Annotated in this window: 12 protein-coding genes; 7 read left to right on the top strand and 5 right to left on the bottom strand. The window is 64.0% G+C overall.

Features of this window, described 5'->3' with window-relative positions; genetic code table 11:
- Positions 1–3: 3 nt before the first annotated feature.
- Complete coding sequence (locus tag ACFYOW_RS25530) at positions 4–375, bottom strand: hypothetical protein (RefSeq protein ID WP_387291888.1); 372 nt, start codon at positions 373–375, stop codon at positions 4–6.
- Between the two features lie 300 nt (positions 376–675).
- Entirely contained in the window at positions 676–2,208 is a 1,533-nt protein-coding gene (locus ACFYOW_RS25525; RefSeq protein ID WP_387291886.1) for a sulfatase-like hydrolase/transferase, read from the bottom strand.
- A gap of 116 nt (positions 2,209–2,324) precedes the next feature.
- On the opposite strand from ACFYOW_RS25525, the gene ACFYOW_RS25520 reads away from it, so the two are divergent.
- Together ACFYOW_RS25520 and ACFYOW_RS25515 are read left to right on the top strand one after the other, a co-directional pair.
- Positions 2,325–2,939, top strand: coding sequence for a TetR/AcrR family transcriptional regulator (locus ACFYOW_RS25520; protein WP_357474549.1), 615 nt, complete (start codon positions 2,325–2,327; stop codon positions 2,937–2,939).
- A 225-nt stretch (positions 2,940–3,164) separates the two neighbouring features.
- Complete coding sequence (locus ACFYOW_RS25515; RefSeq protein ID WP_387291884.1) at positions 3,165–3,323, top strand: hypothetical protein; 159 nt, start codon at positions 3,165–3,167, stop codon at positions 3,321–3,323.
- An 847-nt stretch (positions 3,324–4,170) separates the two neighbouring features.
- Here ACFYOW_RS25515 and ACFYOW_RS25510 read toward each other — a convergent pair.
- From ACFYOW_RS25510 to ACFYOW_RS25500, 3 genes are all read right to left on the bottom strand, one after another.
- Positions 4,171–5,937 (bottom strand): multicopper oxidase family protein, encoded by a 1,767-nt coding sequence (locus tag ACFYOW_RS25510; protein WP_387291882.1) that lies wholly within the window; start codon positions 5,935–5,937, stop codon positions 4,171–4,173.
- Positions 5,938–6,338: 401 nt separating this feature from the next.
- Positions 6,339–7,739: an acyltransferase family protein gene (locus ACFYOW_RS25505; RefSeq protein WP_387291880.1), complete on the bottom strand. Its 1,401-nt coding sequence runs from the start codon at positions 7,737–7,739 to the stop codon at positions 6,339–6,341.
- 148 nt (positions 7,740–7,887) lie between these two features.
- The gene (locus tag ACFYOW_RS25500; protein WP_387291878.1) at positions 7,888–8,496 is read right to left on the bottom strand and encodes a TetR/AcrR family transcriptional regulator; all 609 of its coding nucleotides are present in this window, start codon (positions 8,494–8,496) and stop codon (positions 7,888–7,890) included.
- Between the two features lie 158 nt (positions 8,497–8,654).
- Between ACFYOW_RS25500 and ACFYOW_RS25495 the strand changes: the two genes are divergently transcribed.
- The 5 genes from ACFYOW_RS25495 to ACFYOW_RS25475 all read left to right on the top strand — a co-directional run bounded on the left by ACFYOW_RS25495 (position 8,655) and on the right by ACFYOW_RS25475 (position 15,096).
- On the top strand, positions 8,655–10,835 hold the full coding sequence (locus ACFYOW_RS25495; protein ID WP_387291876.1) for an MMPL family transporter: 2,181 nt from the start codon (positions 8,655–8,657) through the stop codon (positions 10,833–10,835).
- A 111-nt stretch (positions 10,836–10,946) separates the two neighbouring features.
- The gene (locus ACFYOW_RS25490) at positions 10,947–12,137 is read left to right on the top strand and encodes a sensor histidine kinase (protein WP_387291874.1); all 1,191 of its coding nucleotides are present in this window, start codon (positions 10,947–10,949) and stop codon (positions 12,135–12,137) included.
- Positions 12,134–12,802 (top strand): response regulator, encoded by a 669-nt coding sequence (locus tag ACFYOW_RS25485; RefSeq protein ID WP_387291872.1) that lies wholly within the window; start codon positions 12,134–12,136, stop codon positions 12,800–12,802. The genes ACFYOW_RS25490 and ACFYOW_RS25485 overlap by 4 nt, the downstream gene beginning before the upstream one ends.
- 108 nt (positions 12,803–12,910) lie before the next feature.
- Positions 12,911–14,215 carry a PucR family transcriptional regulator gene (locus ACFYOW_RS25480; protein ID WP_387291870.1) on the top strand — a complete coding sequence of 435 codons (1,305 nt, stop codon included), beginning with the start codon at positions 12,911–12,913 and terminating at the stop codon, positions 14,213–14,215.
- Positions 14,216–14,466: 251 nt separating this feature from the next.
- Positions 14,467–15,096 (top strand): VOC family protein, encoded by a 630-nt coding sequence (locus tag ACFYOW_RS25475; protein ID WP_387291868.1) that lies wholly within the window; start codon positions 14,467–14,469, stop codon positions 15,094–15,096.
- Positions 15,097–15,102 lie beyond the last annotated feature (6 nt).

The raw sequence follows: 15,102 nt of genomic DNA, 5'->3' as shown, positions 1-15,102 counted from the left end.
TTGTCAGAGGGTGATGGGGTGGGGCTCGTTTGTGAGTAGTGGGTGGGGTTCTTGGGTGAGTGCTGTTAGTGCTGAGGCAATTTCGTGGAGGTCGGCTTTGACGTAGGTGGCGGTGGTGCCATGAGCTCGGGTGTGGTGTCCGGCGTTGGTGCGGGCGGTGGCGTAGCCGAAGGTGTGTTCGACCCAGGTTAGGGTGGTGTGGCGTAGCCAGTGGGTGGTGATGTGTTGGGTCGCGACCCAGGGGAGGTGTTGTCCGATGCGGGTCCAGAGGTGGTCGTAGCGGCGGGCGGTGATTGGTTTGGTGTTGCGGTAGCGCAGGAGTTGTCCATGGGGTGGGCTGTGGCGTTGTTCGGCGTGGTGGAGTAGGTGCCGCATGAGGGTGGGGGAGACGGGCGTGTGCCGAGCGGATCCAGCGCTTGAAAGCCCATTGAACCGTCGGGTTGGGGTCCGCTTCAACGTCGAGGGTATTCAGCTCGGCCGAGAAACCAACGATCGACTGGTAATCGGTCAGGTCGAGTGAGCGCTGCTCGGCGGCCGGAATACGTGTGGCGGCACCGATTGAGCCGGGATCACGGCTGGTGCCGATCACCCGGTCGCCCGCGCGGCGGGCTGTCGTCTGCCGCATACCCGACTATGCGTCGGTGACCGCGGCGGTCCGAATCCGTTTCGGCTTCATTACTGGTCGGTGCCGATTGAGCGGAGTTCTTGGGCCACAAGGGAGTCGACGAGGTCGTTCAGCTGTTCGACGAGTCCGGCCGCACCGCCGTTATGTGCGAGGTTGTGCAATTCGAGCGGGTCCTCTTGGCGGTCGTAGAGTTCGTAGTCGAAGTCGGTGCGTGCTCCGTTGATGTCCTGTGGCGTGGAGTAACGGGCGAAGCTGTAGCGGGGTGTGATCGTGCCGCGCAGGCAGTATTTGACGGAGGGCACTTGCCCGCCACTGGATTTGGCGTCGGAGGTAACCAGGATTGCGTCGCGGACCGTGCTGGAAGGGTTTGTGAGCAGCGGGGTGAGGTCATGGCCCACGATGGGGCTCAGTGCGTCGGCGCCGCCGATCGAAGCGAGCGTCGGCACTAGGTCCACATGTGAGGTCAGGCCAGTCACTGTTTGCCCGTGGGCGGCGGTGTTTCTCGGGTCCGAGATCACCAGCGGCACCCGGTTGTTCTCCCGGTAGATCATCGCGCCCTTCTGCCGAAGTCCGTGCGCGCCACCGAGTTCGCCGTGATCGGCGACCTTGACCACGACGGTGTTGCCTGCAGCGCCGCTGCCGTCCAGGGCGGTAAGCATCGACCCCATCAGCTCGTCGGTACGGCGCAGCAATTCAAGATACCAGTTGCCCCACTGCTGCCACTGCCGCCGCCCGAGCGGGGAGGTCACCTCGTTGGGCATGAGGCCGCCGACGGCTTCGTTCATGGTGCGCCACACCGTCTGCACCTGCGGTTTGGTCAACAGGTCCGATTCGAAATTCGGCGGTATGTCGGCTCCGTAGTCGGGCACGTCTTCGAGGCGGTAGAAGCGGGGGCAGTACATCATGTCGTGCGGGTTGACCATGCTGACCACACACAGCCATGGTTCAGGGGTGTTGCCGTGGCGGCGCAGCCAGTCGACCGCGTTGTCGACGACGCTGGGATCTTCCTCGGTGCCCTCATTGGGGCTGCCGCCGCTAAGAATGTCGAACGCCTCGTCGAACCCGTAGGCCGACAATGCCGTTGGGTCCGTGCCGACCGGATCCGAGAGATGCCATTTCCCGATGTAGGCGGTGTGGTAGCCCGACTTCTTCAAAACCGTTCCGAGCGTGGGAATGCTGCTGTCGAGGTTGGGGCTCCAGGTATGCATCGGTCCCAGGGCCTTTCCCATCAGGTCGTTGCCGCGGACGTTGTCGAGCATCCCGTTAATCGGGGCCTGCAGTCCGGTGAAGAACGTCGAGCGCGCCGGTGAGCACGGCGCGGTCGGCGTGTGATGCATACTGAAGCGCACGCCATTGGCCGCTAGCCGCGCGCGTACCGGTAGCGAAAACCCCGGCGGCAGTATGACATCCGCGCGTTCCTGGTCGGTCATGATCACCAGGATGTTGGGCCGAGCGGTCGGGGCCGCGACAGCGTTCGGGGCGAGTGCCTCCAGGACCGGCAGGACTGCAGGCGCCGCGCCCATCATCTTGAGGACTTGGCGTCGGGTGGGAGTGGGCGGTTGATTGGAGGTGGGAGTGGGCACGGCGGCGCGACCTTCCTGGTGAGCAGCACTGACACAAGCACCTTAACTGATGATTTGATTAAAATCATCAATTAGATGGTTCAGATGGCTAGAGGGCGCCGCGCTACTGTGCAGAGGTGTCACGATCCGAGACCTCGCCGACGACCGCCCGGGGTGAACAGACCCGAAAATTGATCCTCGATGTCGCTACCCGCCGGTTCGCCGATCAAGGCTTCCGCAACACCTCCGTCGCGGCGGTGGCTCGCGATATCGGTCTGGCACCCTCGGCGGTGTATTTCCACTTCGCTGATAAAGAGGCACTGTTCGTCGCGGCGTTCGACCGTGACGCCGGACGGTTGTGCGAGGACGCGCTCGCCCTGCCCGGCCCCATGGGCACAGAGTACTGGCAACAGGTCGTCGGCCGGTTCGTCACCAGAATGGACGCCTACCCGCTTGTCTATCGAGTCCTCGGCGGCCGCGAGCCCGAACTACTCGCCAGGCTCGTCGACGGTCAAGTGCCCCAACGCATCCGAGACGCCCTGGAAACCTCGCTACGCGCCGCACAGGAGTCCGGCGACATCGCGGACGACCTCGACCCGCGCGATACCGCGATGGCGCTGGAGGCCATCTTCACCGCAGTCGTCATCACGGTGGTCCAGGTCGGCGGCAGCGGCTCCTCGGAACGGCTGGACGCGATCGGGCGCTTCATACGGACTGCCATGATGGCTAATCGCGCGGGGTCATCGCAGTAATGTGAGGACGGGCGGTGTGATTCCCGCCGGGTTGGATGTAAACGTGCCGGCGCCTATTGTTCTGCATGGTGTGCCCGTCTTGATAGGTGACGGTCATCTGTACCAGGTCGGGAGTTCGGCGGACGACGGTGAACCGAACATGCCGGTGCACCGTTCAGCTTCGCGGAGGTCAGGCCCTATGAGGTCGTCGACTCGCTGACCGAGCTACACGGGCCCGAACACGGTGTGCTCCGGCTGCCCGTTGAGCTGGCATGGGGCGGCCGAACCGAGTTCGATTTGGATGACGCCTACGACCGGACCGCGGTGTACAAGATCGTCCTGGAAGAAGGGGCCGCTCGTCATCTGCGAGAACTGGTCAGCGCGCGCCTGCTCGCCGCCATCTGACCCGCAGATGCGACCGACACGGCCGGTCCGTGCCCTCTGGGAGAGGAAGTTCCCGCAGCTTCGAGCCGCTGCCTGATGGATTCACGCCAACACGAACTGGCCCCCATCGCACTACACTCGGTCGGCAACACTGTAAGCCCGGCGTGTTCGAATGCGGCGGTCACGTCATGGGCCACTTCGCCGGGTGTTCCGCGTGTGTCGGAGAACAGATCGACGTCTTCTGAGGGGCGTGATCTCATTCCGTGCAGCGCGATTGCGTGGCCGCCGCCGAGTGCGAATCCGCGCACATGTCCATAGTCTGCCGGACATCCGGCAGCAGGTAAACCAACCCCGGACCGCGGATCCGGCATCGACCTCGGTGCGGTCGGAGCGGTGGTCACCGCAGCGGACGATGTGACTGCGGCCGGTCGAGATGACCCGACGGGTTAGTTATCCGGCATGCGCAAGCTGGGCAAGCCGCGTCGCCCGAATTTCGCTCCAGCCGGAACTCGATCAAATCGGTAGTGGCGATGGGTCGAACTCATGTTGCGCGGCGAAACTTCCTGCGCCTCACTCTGTATTCCATTGAGCTGCAATGGTTTCAGTACTTCAGTGGAAGTAGCTGGATGGGAGACCGTCGTCGTATTCTGACGATTGGTTCGGCTTTGTTCCTGTACCCGGTCGCAAACATGTTGCGGTATGGGCGAAATCGTGGACCGGACGCTGTCCGGGTGGTGCCGTGAATCTCTCGATAAGTCCGAAGACTTACGAAATCCAGGACGAATCAAGCTATCCGATGTGTTTCGACTGAACGCTGTGCGTCTGTTTTCGACTGAGGGTTTTGCTTTCCCCTGCGGGATGCAAAGGGTTAGGCGCGCAGTCGGTATCGCGCCATCATGCATTCGTCCTCGTGGTCGATGAGGTGGCAATGCCAGACGTAGCCCTGCATCATCATGTGGTCGCCGGTGTGGAACACCGCGTCGGGATCGAAGCCCAGCTCGTCGGCGGTGGGGAAGGTGATCGATACTCGCGTGACCATGCGGGCCGGGCAGGTGACGGTATCTTTGGCGCCGGTTTCCCACGGATGCGGCGGTTCGGGGGCGCCGTTGAGGAATCGGTCCGGCTCGGGCGCCCAGAACGTGCCTATCGGAGGCGCCGGATTCGCCGCGAGATATCCGAGGGCATCGAGTGGTTGGCGATCGAGGATGCGCATGTGAACCAGGTGCAGGTGCATGGGATGGGAGTCGGGGGAGACGTTGACGAATTCCCAGATCTCGGTGCTGCCCTGCCGTGGTTCGGGTATCGGATCGTCGTGGTAGCACAGGTTGTTCATGACGTTGGTGAACGGTGGCCACGTCGTCACCGGCCACTGGCTGAGGGTAACGATGCGGCGCCGGTCGGCGGTGCGCACGGGTGGCAGAGCGGGGGACTGTTTCCGCCCGCCTCGCAGTGTGACCGGCGGTGCGGCGGTGAAGCCTGTGGTTCCGGTACCGATGAACCGCATAAGACTGCTGATGGTCTGGGCGCCAATGATTTCGGCTGCGCCCCGTGGATACTCGTAAGTGTTCATCAACTCGACGGTGTCGCCCGTGCCGAGACCGGTGAAGTCGGCGACGATGTCGAGCCGTTCGCCGGGCGCGATCGCTGCTTCGTCGATGTACGCGGGTTCATCGAGCAGACCGCTGTCATTGCCGATGACCCAGAACCGGGTCCGGTCGGAGAACGAGAGCCGGTACTCGCGATAGTTGGAGGCGTTCAGTACCCGGAACCGGTACATGCCGCGCGCCACCGACAAATGGGGATGGACCACACCGTTGACTGTGATCAGGTCGCCGACCATGCCGCCTTCCCAGCGGCCCTCTTGAATCCAGCGCACGGTCTTGAAGCGCAGTGAGCCGTCCTCGTTGAAACGGCGGTCGGCGATCGCCAATGGTATTTCGAACTCGCCGCTGGGCAGTCCGAGTGTGTTGGCGGCAGTGCCGGTGTCGTACTCGTTGCGCAGCAGATAGAAGGCGGCCATGCCTGCTACCACGTTCAGGCGGGTGATGCCCATCGCGTGGTCGTGGTACCAGAGAGTGGCGGCGTCTTGGCGATTGTGGTGGCGGTAGATTTTCGTTTCGCCGGGGCGGAAGGTGTCTTCGGGGTGACCGTCCATGTCCGGCGGGGTGACCGCGCCGTGCAGGTGCACCGCGACGTGGGGTGCGACCCGGTCCTGGTCGGTGGTTCCGTCCAGCGCGGTGTCGACCTCGCTCGCGAACAGATGTGCGCCGAGGGTGTTGGTGAAGGTCAGCTCGATCGCCTCGCCGACCTGCGCTTCGATAGTTGGTCCGAGGTAGGGTGCATCGCCGTACGACCAGGTCTGGGCGACACCGAGATCGCAGTGAAAGCGGTGGGTGCTGGCGCCGACAGTCAGGGTCTGGTTGCCGCGCACGACAGCTGGGACGGGCAACTCGTCGACGAACGGCTCTACCCTGGGTGAGGGCGGCGCGTCGACATCGACTGTTGGTTCCGGTTGCGGGACAAGAGGATCCGCCCCTGAGCCCGCTGCGCGGGTCGCCATCCATCCGCCGGCCACCGCTGCGGCGGTCGCGGCCAGAAAACGTCGACGTCCCAGGTGGTAGCGCTGGCTGGTCACGAAGTCTCCTCGGTGCGGTGGTGAGCGGCACGGGTGGGTGCCTTGGGGTCGGCGACGAGAAGCGCGGGCCGGACGAACCGCGACCCGGCGGCGCGGGGAATGAGCAGGCAGGACGAGCTGGCTTCTCGAACTCGAGCCATGCCGGGTCCCGGAGACTGTGCGCTGAGCATAATAAAGGTCACAGTGTGACCGTTATTATGGCAGGTGTCAAACCGGGTGCACCCTGGACGTTCGGGAAGAAGGGGCCGCTGGTCCGAGTTGTGACGGCGCCGGCATGGCGCATGTGAGGTGTGGGCGTACGCCGCGGCGAACCTCGAGCACAGAATTGGGGACCGAATCCGTGGCCTTATCGGATTCGGTCCTCATCTCCGTTGTCTACGGCCTCATGGCCGCCGGATATTTCACGTGATGGGTTCGGATCGGGGAGTTGTCAGGGGTACCGGATTTGCGGCCGATGAAGGTGTGGATGAGATAGCGGTTGCTGAACTCAGTACGGTTTCTTTCGCTGATTCATCGACTTCTTTTGCGGTGTCAGACGGCGGGGTTACCTTGGTTTTCTTGCGTGCCCACCGTCGCATGATCGGCTTATCCACCAGGTGGTAGAGCGCGGCGGCCAGTGGTAGCTGGATTACGAAGGTCAAGGCGGTGATGAACAGATATCCGCGGAAGCCCCAGCTGTGTCCAGCAATGATGTTGCGCTGCAAGAACAGCTGGACGGGATATCCCACCATGTAGAATGCGAAAGATAAGTCGCCCAGCCATACTCCGAGCCTGCTGCTGTATATGCCCTTGATGCCGCGGAGATCCCGCGCCGCATAGGTCGCGATGAGTGCTGCGAGGGGCAGCATCATCACTATGGATGTCTTGAACGCCATCGGTACGTAATAGGTCAGGGCGTAGGCCCCGGCGCAGGCGACCAGCGGCCAGGCGAGGTTGGTGTTGCGCCACATTCCCGATTTCACCAGGCGGCAGAACATGACGCCGACAAAGAATTCCAGCAGGCGGGTGGGCGGGAATTGGTAGGACAGCCATGCGCTGGTCGGCATCGTAAATGTTCCTGAACTACCGCCCGACCCGGGGGACATGGGCATACCAGGGGACGCGGACATAGCGGCCGAATAATCGTAGCCCGACCAGGTTATGTCCGGCGATTTCTGCAGGGGTGGATACATCGACGTCATGCTCGAAATGTCGAAGGCAGGATAGGCGAAGTGGATTATCAGGTGTATCGCCAGCAGGATTCCGGAGAGAATTCCGATGGTCCACCAGATCGCTCGCCCGCGGATCCGGTTGACGAGTGGCACCAGGAATGGGAAGAGGAAGTAGAACAGCATTTCGGAGCAGAGGCTCCACGACGGGCTGTTCAATTCCGCACTGGTGCCCCAATCCTGCGACCAGGTATGGATCAGCAGGAAGTTGGGGATCTGACCGGCCAGTTCGGCGAGTGGGAAACCGAGCAGGACCACTACGATGAGGGCGGTGATCAGATGCGACGGAAAGATTTTGAATACCCGTCGCCGAAGAAATGCGCGGATGGTGTCCTTGGCGCTGTCGTATGACCAGTCGATGATGAATCCCGACAACAGGAAGAAGAATGCGACGCCGGTTGCGCCGAGTTGCAGCGGGACGACGTCCGACAGCTTTTTCGAGGCGTCCGAGGTCGAGAACGGAAATAGTTGGACCAGGAATCCCGAGTGCAAGAGAAATACCGCGAAGGCGGCAATAAATCTCAACCCCGTAAGGGAAGGTAGCGCGGGTAAACGGCCTTTCGTGGAAGCTATTTCCACAGCGGGTGCAGACATGGAAAGGTAACCACCTCTCGGGCGGGAATGTAGTCGGTGAAATGTGGTGACACGTCGATTCGCCGTTGAGTGAAGTCCGGCTCGGTGTCCGTTCCCAGGCTAAGTCAAACTTGCATACCTCGGCAAGTTTGCACAGCCTGGCAAAATGCTAAGAGTCTGCTCCGGGTTGGTTCAGAGCAGGTCGCAGGCGCTCGAACGCCTCGCGCAGCAGCTCCTCGAAGTCGCGCCCGGATCCCTTGTCCGCCAACGCTACTGCGGCTTCGACCGCCGCCTCCGAAGCCGCGACCACGAGCATCGGATACAGATCGGTGGCCGCGTCGGTGCCGGTTCGCCGCGCGACGACCTGCGCCAGCCGCTGCTTATCGTCCATGCGGGCGAGGGTGTACCTGGCCATCATGACGGGCGTCGATTCGACGGTCCGAATCATGGCGGTGACTCCATCGATGCCACCGGGTACCGCTTCGAACATTTCGAGAGTGACGGCCAGCAGCGCGTCCCACACACCCTCCTCGGCGGGCCGGGTGGCCAGTGCCGAGACCATGTCGTCGAAGCTGCTGCGGACAGCGTGCTCGACGGCTGCTTCCTTGCTCGTGAAGTAGTTGTGAAAGGTGCGGACCGAGACGTCGGCGGCTTCGGCGATAGCGTCGATCGTGACCTTGTCCAGGCCGATCTCGTTAGTCAGTGCCGCGGCGGCCTGGGCGATCGCGGTGCGGGTGGCCGCCTTCTTCCGTTCCCGCAACCCCGGTCGTGTACTCATTTCTCCCAGCTTAAGGCCGTTGCCAGGCGCTCGGATGCGCGGCGCGCGATCCCGCGTGGCGAGTTCTGTCCAACACAGTTGTACTGCATATGCAGTATTGCCAATCGCCTGCATGTGCACGATGACGACTACGGATCCGCCCGGCGACGATCGACGTCGTGGCTGAATTCCTGTGCCGACTGGGTCGGTTCTGCTTCGAAAAGCGGCGTATGGTCGTGCTGCTCTGGGTGGGTTTGCTGGCCGCGCTGGTGTTCGGCGCGGCAAGAGCCCCCGAGGCGGCCGAGAGCGAGATGTCGATGCCCGGCACGGAATCGCAGCAGGCGTTCGACCTGCTCGATCAACGGTTCCCGGGGGGCAAATCCGATGGCGCCGACGCGCGCATCGTTTTCGTGGCGCCGCAGGGCCAGCAGATCACTGCCGCCGGGAACCAGGCCGCGGTCGAGAAGGTGGTGGCCGATGTCGCGCATGGTCCTCAGGTGGCTAACGCGCTCAACCCCTTCCGAGTAGGTGCGATCAGTAAGGACGGTACGACCGCCTACGCCACGGTCACCTACGACGCCGGTAGCGCGAACATCACCGACGCGACGAAAGCGGCTTTGGAGGACGCGGTCGAGCAGGGTCGGGCGACCGGGCTCACCGTCGAGTTCGGCGGCACGGTCATGCAGGCGACTCCCGAGGCGGGTGCGACCGAGGTGATCGGCGTCGCCATTGCCGCGGTCGTGCTGCTCATCACCTTCGGATCCCTTGCGGCGGCGGGGCTTCCGCTGGTCACAGCGTTGATCGGAATCGGTGTCGGGGTGGCCGCCATCGTGGCGATCGGGTTGTCGTCCACGACCTCGATTCTCGCCATGATGCTCGGGCTGGCGGTCGGTATCGACTACGCCCTGTTCGTCGTCTCGCGGTATCTGGCCGAACGAAAGGCCGGACGAACTGCCGAGGAGGCCACCGGGCGTGCTGTGGGCACGGCGGGTTCGGCGGTCATTTTCGCTGGCCTGACCGTCGTCATCGCACTGGCGGGGCTGTCGGTGGTCGGCCTGCCCGCGCTGACCACCATGGGTTTGGCGGCGGCGGGCACTGTGCTGGTTGCGGTCGTCATCGCGTTGACGTTGCTGCCCGCGCTGCTCGGATTCTTCCAGAACGCCGTTCTGCCGCGCCGACTCCGCCAGGGCGATCCCGCGCCGGACGAGGCCCGAAACATCAAGGACGGCATGGGAACTCGCTGGGCACGTTTCGTAGTGCGCCGCCCCGTCCCGGTCCTGCTGCTGGCGGTGATCGGTCTCGGGGTTGTGGCCATCCCGGTCAAGGACCTGGCGCTCGGCATGCCGAGTGATGCGTCGCAGCCGACCTCGACCACGCAGCGCCGTGCCTATGACGCGCTCGCCGAGGGTTTCGGTGCCGGTGTCAACGGACCACTCACCATCGTGGTGGACGCGCAGGGCGCGACCGACCCGAAAGCCGCTGTGGCACAGGCTGAGCGGGCGATCTCTGCGACCGAAGGCGTCGTGTCGGTAACCGCTGCGATGTTCAATCAGGCCGGTGACACCGCCGTGCTCACCGCGGTGCCGCAGGCCGGACCGACCGCCGCCGAGACCAAGGACCTCGTACAAACCCTGCGCGACGAGGCGGGTGAACTGCGCACGGCAACCGGGGCGAAAATGCTGGTCACCGGAACGACCGCGCTGAATATCGACATGTCGCAGACGCTGTCCGATGCGTTGGTGCCCTACCTGGCGGTGGTGGTCGGGTTGGCGATTCTGTTGCTGATGGTCGTCTTCCGGTCGGTGCTGGTTCCGCTCAAGGCGGCGTTGGGCTTCCTGCTGTCGATATGCGCATCACTGGGCGTGATCGTCGCGGTGTTCCAATGGGGTTGGCTCGCCGACCTGCTCGGGGTCCAGCAGACCGGACCCGTCATGAGCATGATGCCGATCTTCCTCATCGGCGTGGTGTTCGGTCTGGCCATGGACTACGAGGTCTTCCTCGTGACCAGAATGCGCGAGGCATATGTGCACGGCGAGTCGGCGACCGAGTCGATCGTTACCGGATTCCGGCACAGCGCAAGGGTTGTCGTCGCCGCGGCGACCATCATGATCGCCGTCTTCTCGGGCTTCGTCGGAATGAGTGAGTCGATGATCAAGATGATGGGTGTCGGCCTCGCCGCGGCGGTCTTCTTCGACGCGTTCATCGTGCGGATGACCATCGTCCCGGCCGTGCTGGCACTGCTCGGCGACAAGGCGTGGTGGCTGCCGCGTCGGCTGCAGCAGATCTTGCCGAACGTGGATGTCGAGGGCGAGCGCTTACGTCATCTCGATGTGCCCGAATTGGCCCCCACCCGCGTTTGAGCTGACCGGCGAGCGGTAGGCCACTGCCGGGTGGCCTACCGCATTCGCCTGGTTCAGCGGACTACCTTCGACACGACAAGAGAGCCGATCTCGCGAGACCGAGGGAAGTTGATGCAGCGCAATTTCCGCATCGTCGACGTGGCGCTCGCCAGTGCGTTGTTCGGGTTTACCCTCTTCGCGAGCACGCTGGACGCCGATAGCGGCCCTCCGGAGATCGTCCGGCCTGTGTCTGCGGCCGCCGCCGCGTTCGCCGCCGTCGCGGTTATCGCCTTGCTGTGGCACCGCGGCTACCCGCGCAGTGTGCTGGCGGTGACGACAGTCTGCGGTGTCGTTATGGGCGCAATGGGATCCGGAGTCTCGGGAATGCTGGTGGGACCTGCCCTGGTCGCAGCGCATTCCGTCGGTTCGCGACAGGATCGCCGCTGGATCCAGCCATATCCGCTGGCATCCGGCGTCGTGCTGATGGCTGCGGCAATCGTGCTGAGTCCCGGATCGCTTTTCACCCCCGGCAAGATCAGCCTCTTCGCCGGATTCATGTTGGCCGGCGCGTTCGCCGACGCGACACGGAGCCGACACAACTATCTCGCTGCCATGCAGGCGAGAGCGGAACTGGCCGAACGCACCCGCGAGGAGGAGGCACGCCACCGTGTCGCCGAAGAACGGGTCCGCATCGCCCGGGAGTTACACGATATCGTCGCCCACCATATGGCACTAGCCCACGCCCAGGCATCCACCGCCGCCTACCTGCTGCGCACCAAACCCGAACAGGCACAACAGATGCTGGATCAGCTGGCCGACATCACCTCCTCGGCACTGCGAGAACTCAAAGCGACAGTCGGGTTGCTGCGCCGGGCGAACGATCCGGAAACCCTTCTGGAACCGACCCCGGGATTGTCCCGTCTCCCGGAACTGCTGGCCTCCTTCGAGCCCCTGGGACTTCAGATTTCGACATCGGTGACGGGGGAGCCGCAGCCGCTGTCACCCGGAGTCGACTTGACGGCCTACCGCATCGTGCAGGAGGCGCTCACCAACGTCACAAAACATGCCGGAACAGCCTCGGCGTCGGTCCGTCTGGACTACTCCCGGTCGCTGCTGACGATCAGCATTTCCGACAACGGTCACGGCTGCGAGCAGGCGGGCGAGCCCGGCTACGGTCTGATCGGCATGAACGAACGGGCCATCTCCGTCGGCGGTGAACTGTCCGCCGGATTCCGACCAGGAGGCGGCTTCGAAGTATCCACGAAACTACCCCTGGAACCGCGTACCGACGGCCACGACGAGAAGGACACCGAGCAGCGATGACCATCCGCGTCGTGATCGCCGACGATCAAGCCCTGCTGGTCGGAACCTTCCGGATGCTGATCGACTCCACCGACGACATGGAGGTGGTCGGCGTCGCGGGAACCGGCAGACAGGCTCTGGAAGTCGTACGAGCCACGAAACCCGATGTCGCACTGATGGATATCCGCATGCCCGAACTCGACGGACTCGCCGCCACCCAGGAGATCTGCCGCGACGAGTCCCTGGCCACGCGTATCCTCATCCTCACCACCTTCGAACTCGACGAGTACGTCGCGCGAGCCCTGCGCGCCGGTGCCGGCGGCTTCCTCGGCAAAGATGTCGGACCGCAGGAACTGCTCAGCGCCATCCGCGCGATCGCCGCCGGAGACACCCTGCTCTCCCCAACTGCTACGAGGGCTCTCATCGCCCGTTTCCTCGCGTACCCGGCACCGCAAACCGCACCCGCCGAATCTCTCGAGGTGCTCACCGCGCGCGAACGCGAGGTCGTCGTGCATGTGGCGCAGGGATTGTCCAACGACGAGATCGCCGAGCGAATGTATGTGAGCCCGTTGACTATTCGCACCCACGTTCAGCGTGCCATGACGAAACTCGGCGCCCGGCATCGCGCACAACTCGTGGTCATCGCATTCCAGACAGGTCTGGTACGCGTCGAGCCACGAGGCTGAGGTCTGGTCGCCTGGTACCTGCGGTGAGAGCGCCGCATAGTATTGACGAAATCGTCATCAACGGTCGCCGGCTCGATGGCTGCAGACCAGGAAGGAGCGTGCGTGCCGATGACCTCGGCGTCCAGTGGTCTACTGCAGTGGGTGCGAGAGCTCGCCCCGGCGGATCCGGCGGCGCTGCGTCGCTCGATGCTGCCGCCGGAGAAGGTCGCGGAGTTCGCCGCCCAGGTAGGGACCGGTGCTGCCGGGTACGCCGTTGAGCTCGGTCAGGCGATGGCAGCACATATCCTGGTCGAGATCCCCGAGCTGGATGTGGACGGCATCGTGCAGATGGTGCGCGGCGGCTGCGAAGCGGTGGCGTTGGAAGCCGTCGGGGTGATCGCGGGTGTCAAGGACTTCACGGTCGAGGCTGCCCCTGGCGTCTTGCTGGGACCCGCCGAGGTGGTGAGCCGCGGCGTCGGCATCGAACATATGCTGCGCAGCATTCAGGTGGGCCATTCGCTGGTCGTCGAGTACATCCTCGACGTCGCCGAACAACTCGTGCCCGCACCGCAACGGTTCGCGGAAATGCGGCGTATCACCGCACTGTCGTTCGGCATCGCCGATCGGCTCACGAGCGAGATGGCACAGGCATACGGCGATGCGCACGAGGCGTGGGTGGCGAGTTCGGCCGCGGCGCGGATGGAGCTGATCCAGGAGATCCTGCGCGGTGACCCGGTGCCGTTCGATCGGGCGCTGCGCCTGCTGGGCTATGACCTGACCAGGCAGCATCTCGCTGTGATCGGTTGGTGCGACGAGCATGTCCCCATTGGTGCAACGCGGCTCGAAGACATGGTCGCAGGCTTGCTGGAATCGGCTGGATGCTCGTCGACGCTGGTGATACCGGTTGGCGGTCGCCGGGTGTGGGCGTGGGGTGCGAGCGTTCGCCGACCTCCGGCCATACCCGACCCGGCACAGCAGCAGCCGGCGGGCGGTGTCCGCGTGGCGGTGGGCTTGCCGGCTGCGGGCGTTCGAGGGTTCGTCACCAGCCATCAACAGGCATTGGAGGTCGCCCACGTGGGCATGCTGGGTTCCGGCGAGCGCTGGCTGTTCGACTACGGCGAGCTCGATCTGGTCGCGATGCTCGGTAGCCGTTCGGACCGGGCCCGCGAATTCGTGCTCCGTGAGCTGGGTGCGCTGGCGGATCAAAGGGAGGCCACGGCTGTTCTTCGCGCGACGCTCAAGTGCTATCTCGATGTCGAACGCAGCCTCAGCGCGGCTGCGGAAAGGCTGCACGTAGCACGGAACACCGTCGCCTACCGCGTGCAGCGTGCGGAACAAATGCGAGGTCGCAAGATCGGTGATCGGCGCATGCAGTTGCAAGCCGCGCTCGCGCTGGCCGAGGAGTTGGGTGCGGTGGTTCTCGACGATGAGTGACCGGTCGCCATGCTGACTGCGGCTCTGCCTGTTGTATGGGTTCGGGTCCAAAGTGCCGACGAGTCTTTGCATGGCAGTCCAAGCGCCTCAGGGGCGCCCCGGGGTTGGCTGATGGGTATTACATATCCGTGTCCGGCACCGCTTCGGCGGAACATCGGTGCCCCTTTCGGGAGACCTCGTCGTCCGTGAATCCGGCGGCCGAGGCCCTCGAACGCATCGAGCAACGCGGTCGACCGAGAGGACAAGACACCATGACTCATGAGGCCACCCCGAACACCAACCCGGCCGCACCCGACCTACTGGCCCACTGGGTTGTCAAGACCGCCCGAAGCAAAGAGATGATCGCTTGGTACGGAGCGGTTTTCGGAGCCCGCGTCGTGCATGAGGACAAGCAGATCGCATTCCTGGTCTGGGACCACGAAAGCCACCGCCTCGCGCTGATCAAAGTGCCGCGGGTGCTGCGCTACCTGTTTCCGCTGGCGCGTTTCCGCCGCAAGATCTACGGAGTCGACCATCTGGCACTCACTTTCGGCTCCCTGGAACGTCTCCTGGTGAATTACGAACGCTTGAAGGAGATCGGGATCCGCCCTGTCTGGTCGATCAACCACGGACCGACCACTTCGCTGTATTACGAAGACCCCGACGGCATTCGACTGGAGTTCCAGACCGAGAACTTCGCCACGGCCGCCGCCACAGCCGACTACTTGGCCGGTAGTGCCTTCGCCGCCAACCCGGTCGGCGTCGAATTCGACCCCGATTACCTTCTGGAGCGACTGCGTTCCGGCGACGACCCCTCGACGCTGCTCGAACAGGGGGCAGGCACCCGTCCCGGTACGACATCGCGCAGCAACAAGAGCACCCTTACATGGAAGACGTTGTAGTCACGA

This window comes from Nocardia sp. NPDC006982 (assembly GCF_042869435.1).
Classification (GTDB): Bacteria; Actinomycetota; Actinomycetes; order Mycobacteriales; family Mycobacteriaceae; genus Nocardia.
The sequence above is the reverse complement of the archived record's forward strand: the minus strand, read 5'-3'. Positions and strand labels throughout refer to the sequence as shown.

Excerpts from the sequence above, each read along its gene's own strand:
- ACFYOW_RS25530 (WP_387291888.1), bottom strand. The coding sequence starts at position 375 with ATGCGGCACCTACTCCACCACGCCGAACAACGCCACAGCCCACCCCAT.
- ACFYOW_RS25490 (WP_387291874.1), top strand. The coding sequence starts at position 10,947 with ATGCAGCGCAATTTCCGCATCGTCGACGTGGCGCTCGCCAGTGCGTTG.
- ACFYOW_RS25485 (WP_387291872.1), top strand. The coding sequence starts at position 12,134 with ATGACCATCCGCGTCGTGATCGCCGACGATCAAGCCCTGCTGGTCGGA.
- ACFYOW_RS25480 (WP_387291870.1), top strand. The coding sequence starts at position 12,911 with ATGACCTCGGCGTCCAGTGGTCTACTGCAGTGGGTGCGAGAGCTCGCC.
- ACFYOW_RS25475 (WP_387291868.1), top strand. The coding sequence starts at position 14,467 with ATGACTCATGAGGCCACCCCGAACACCAACCCGGCCGCACCCGACCTA.
- ACFYOW_RS25500 (WP_387291878.1), bottom strand. The coding sequence starts at position 8,496 with ATGAGTACACGACCGGGGTTGCGGGAACGGAAGAAGGCGGCCACCCGC.
- ACFYOW_RS25505 (WP_387291880.1), bottom strand. The coding sequence starts at position 7,739 with ATGTCTGCACCCGCTGTGGAAATAGCTTCCACGAAAGGCCGTTTACCC.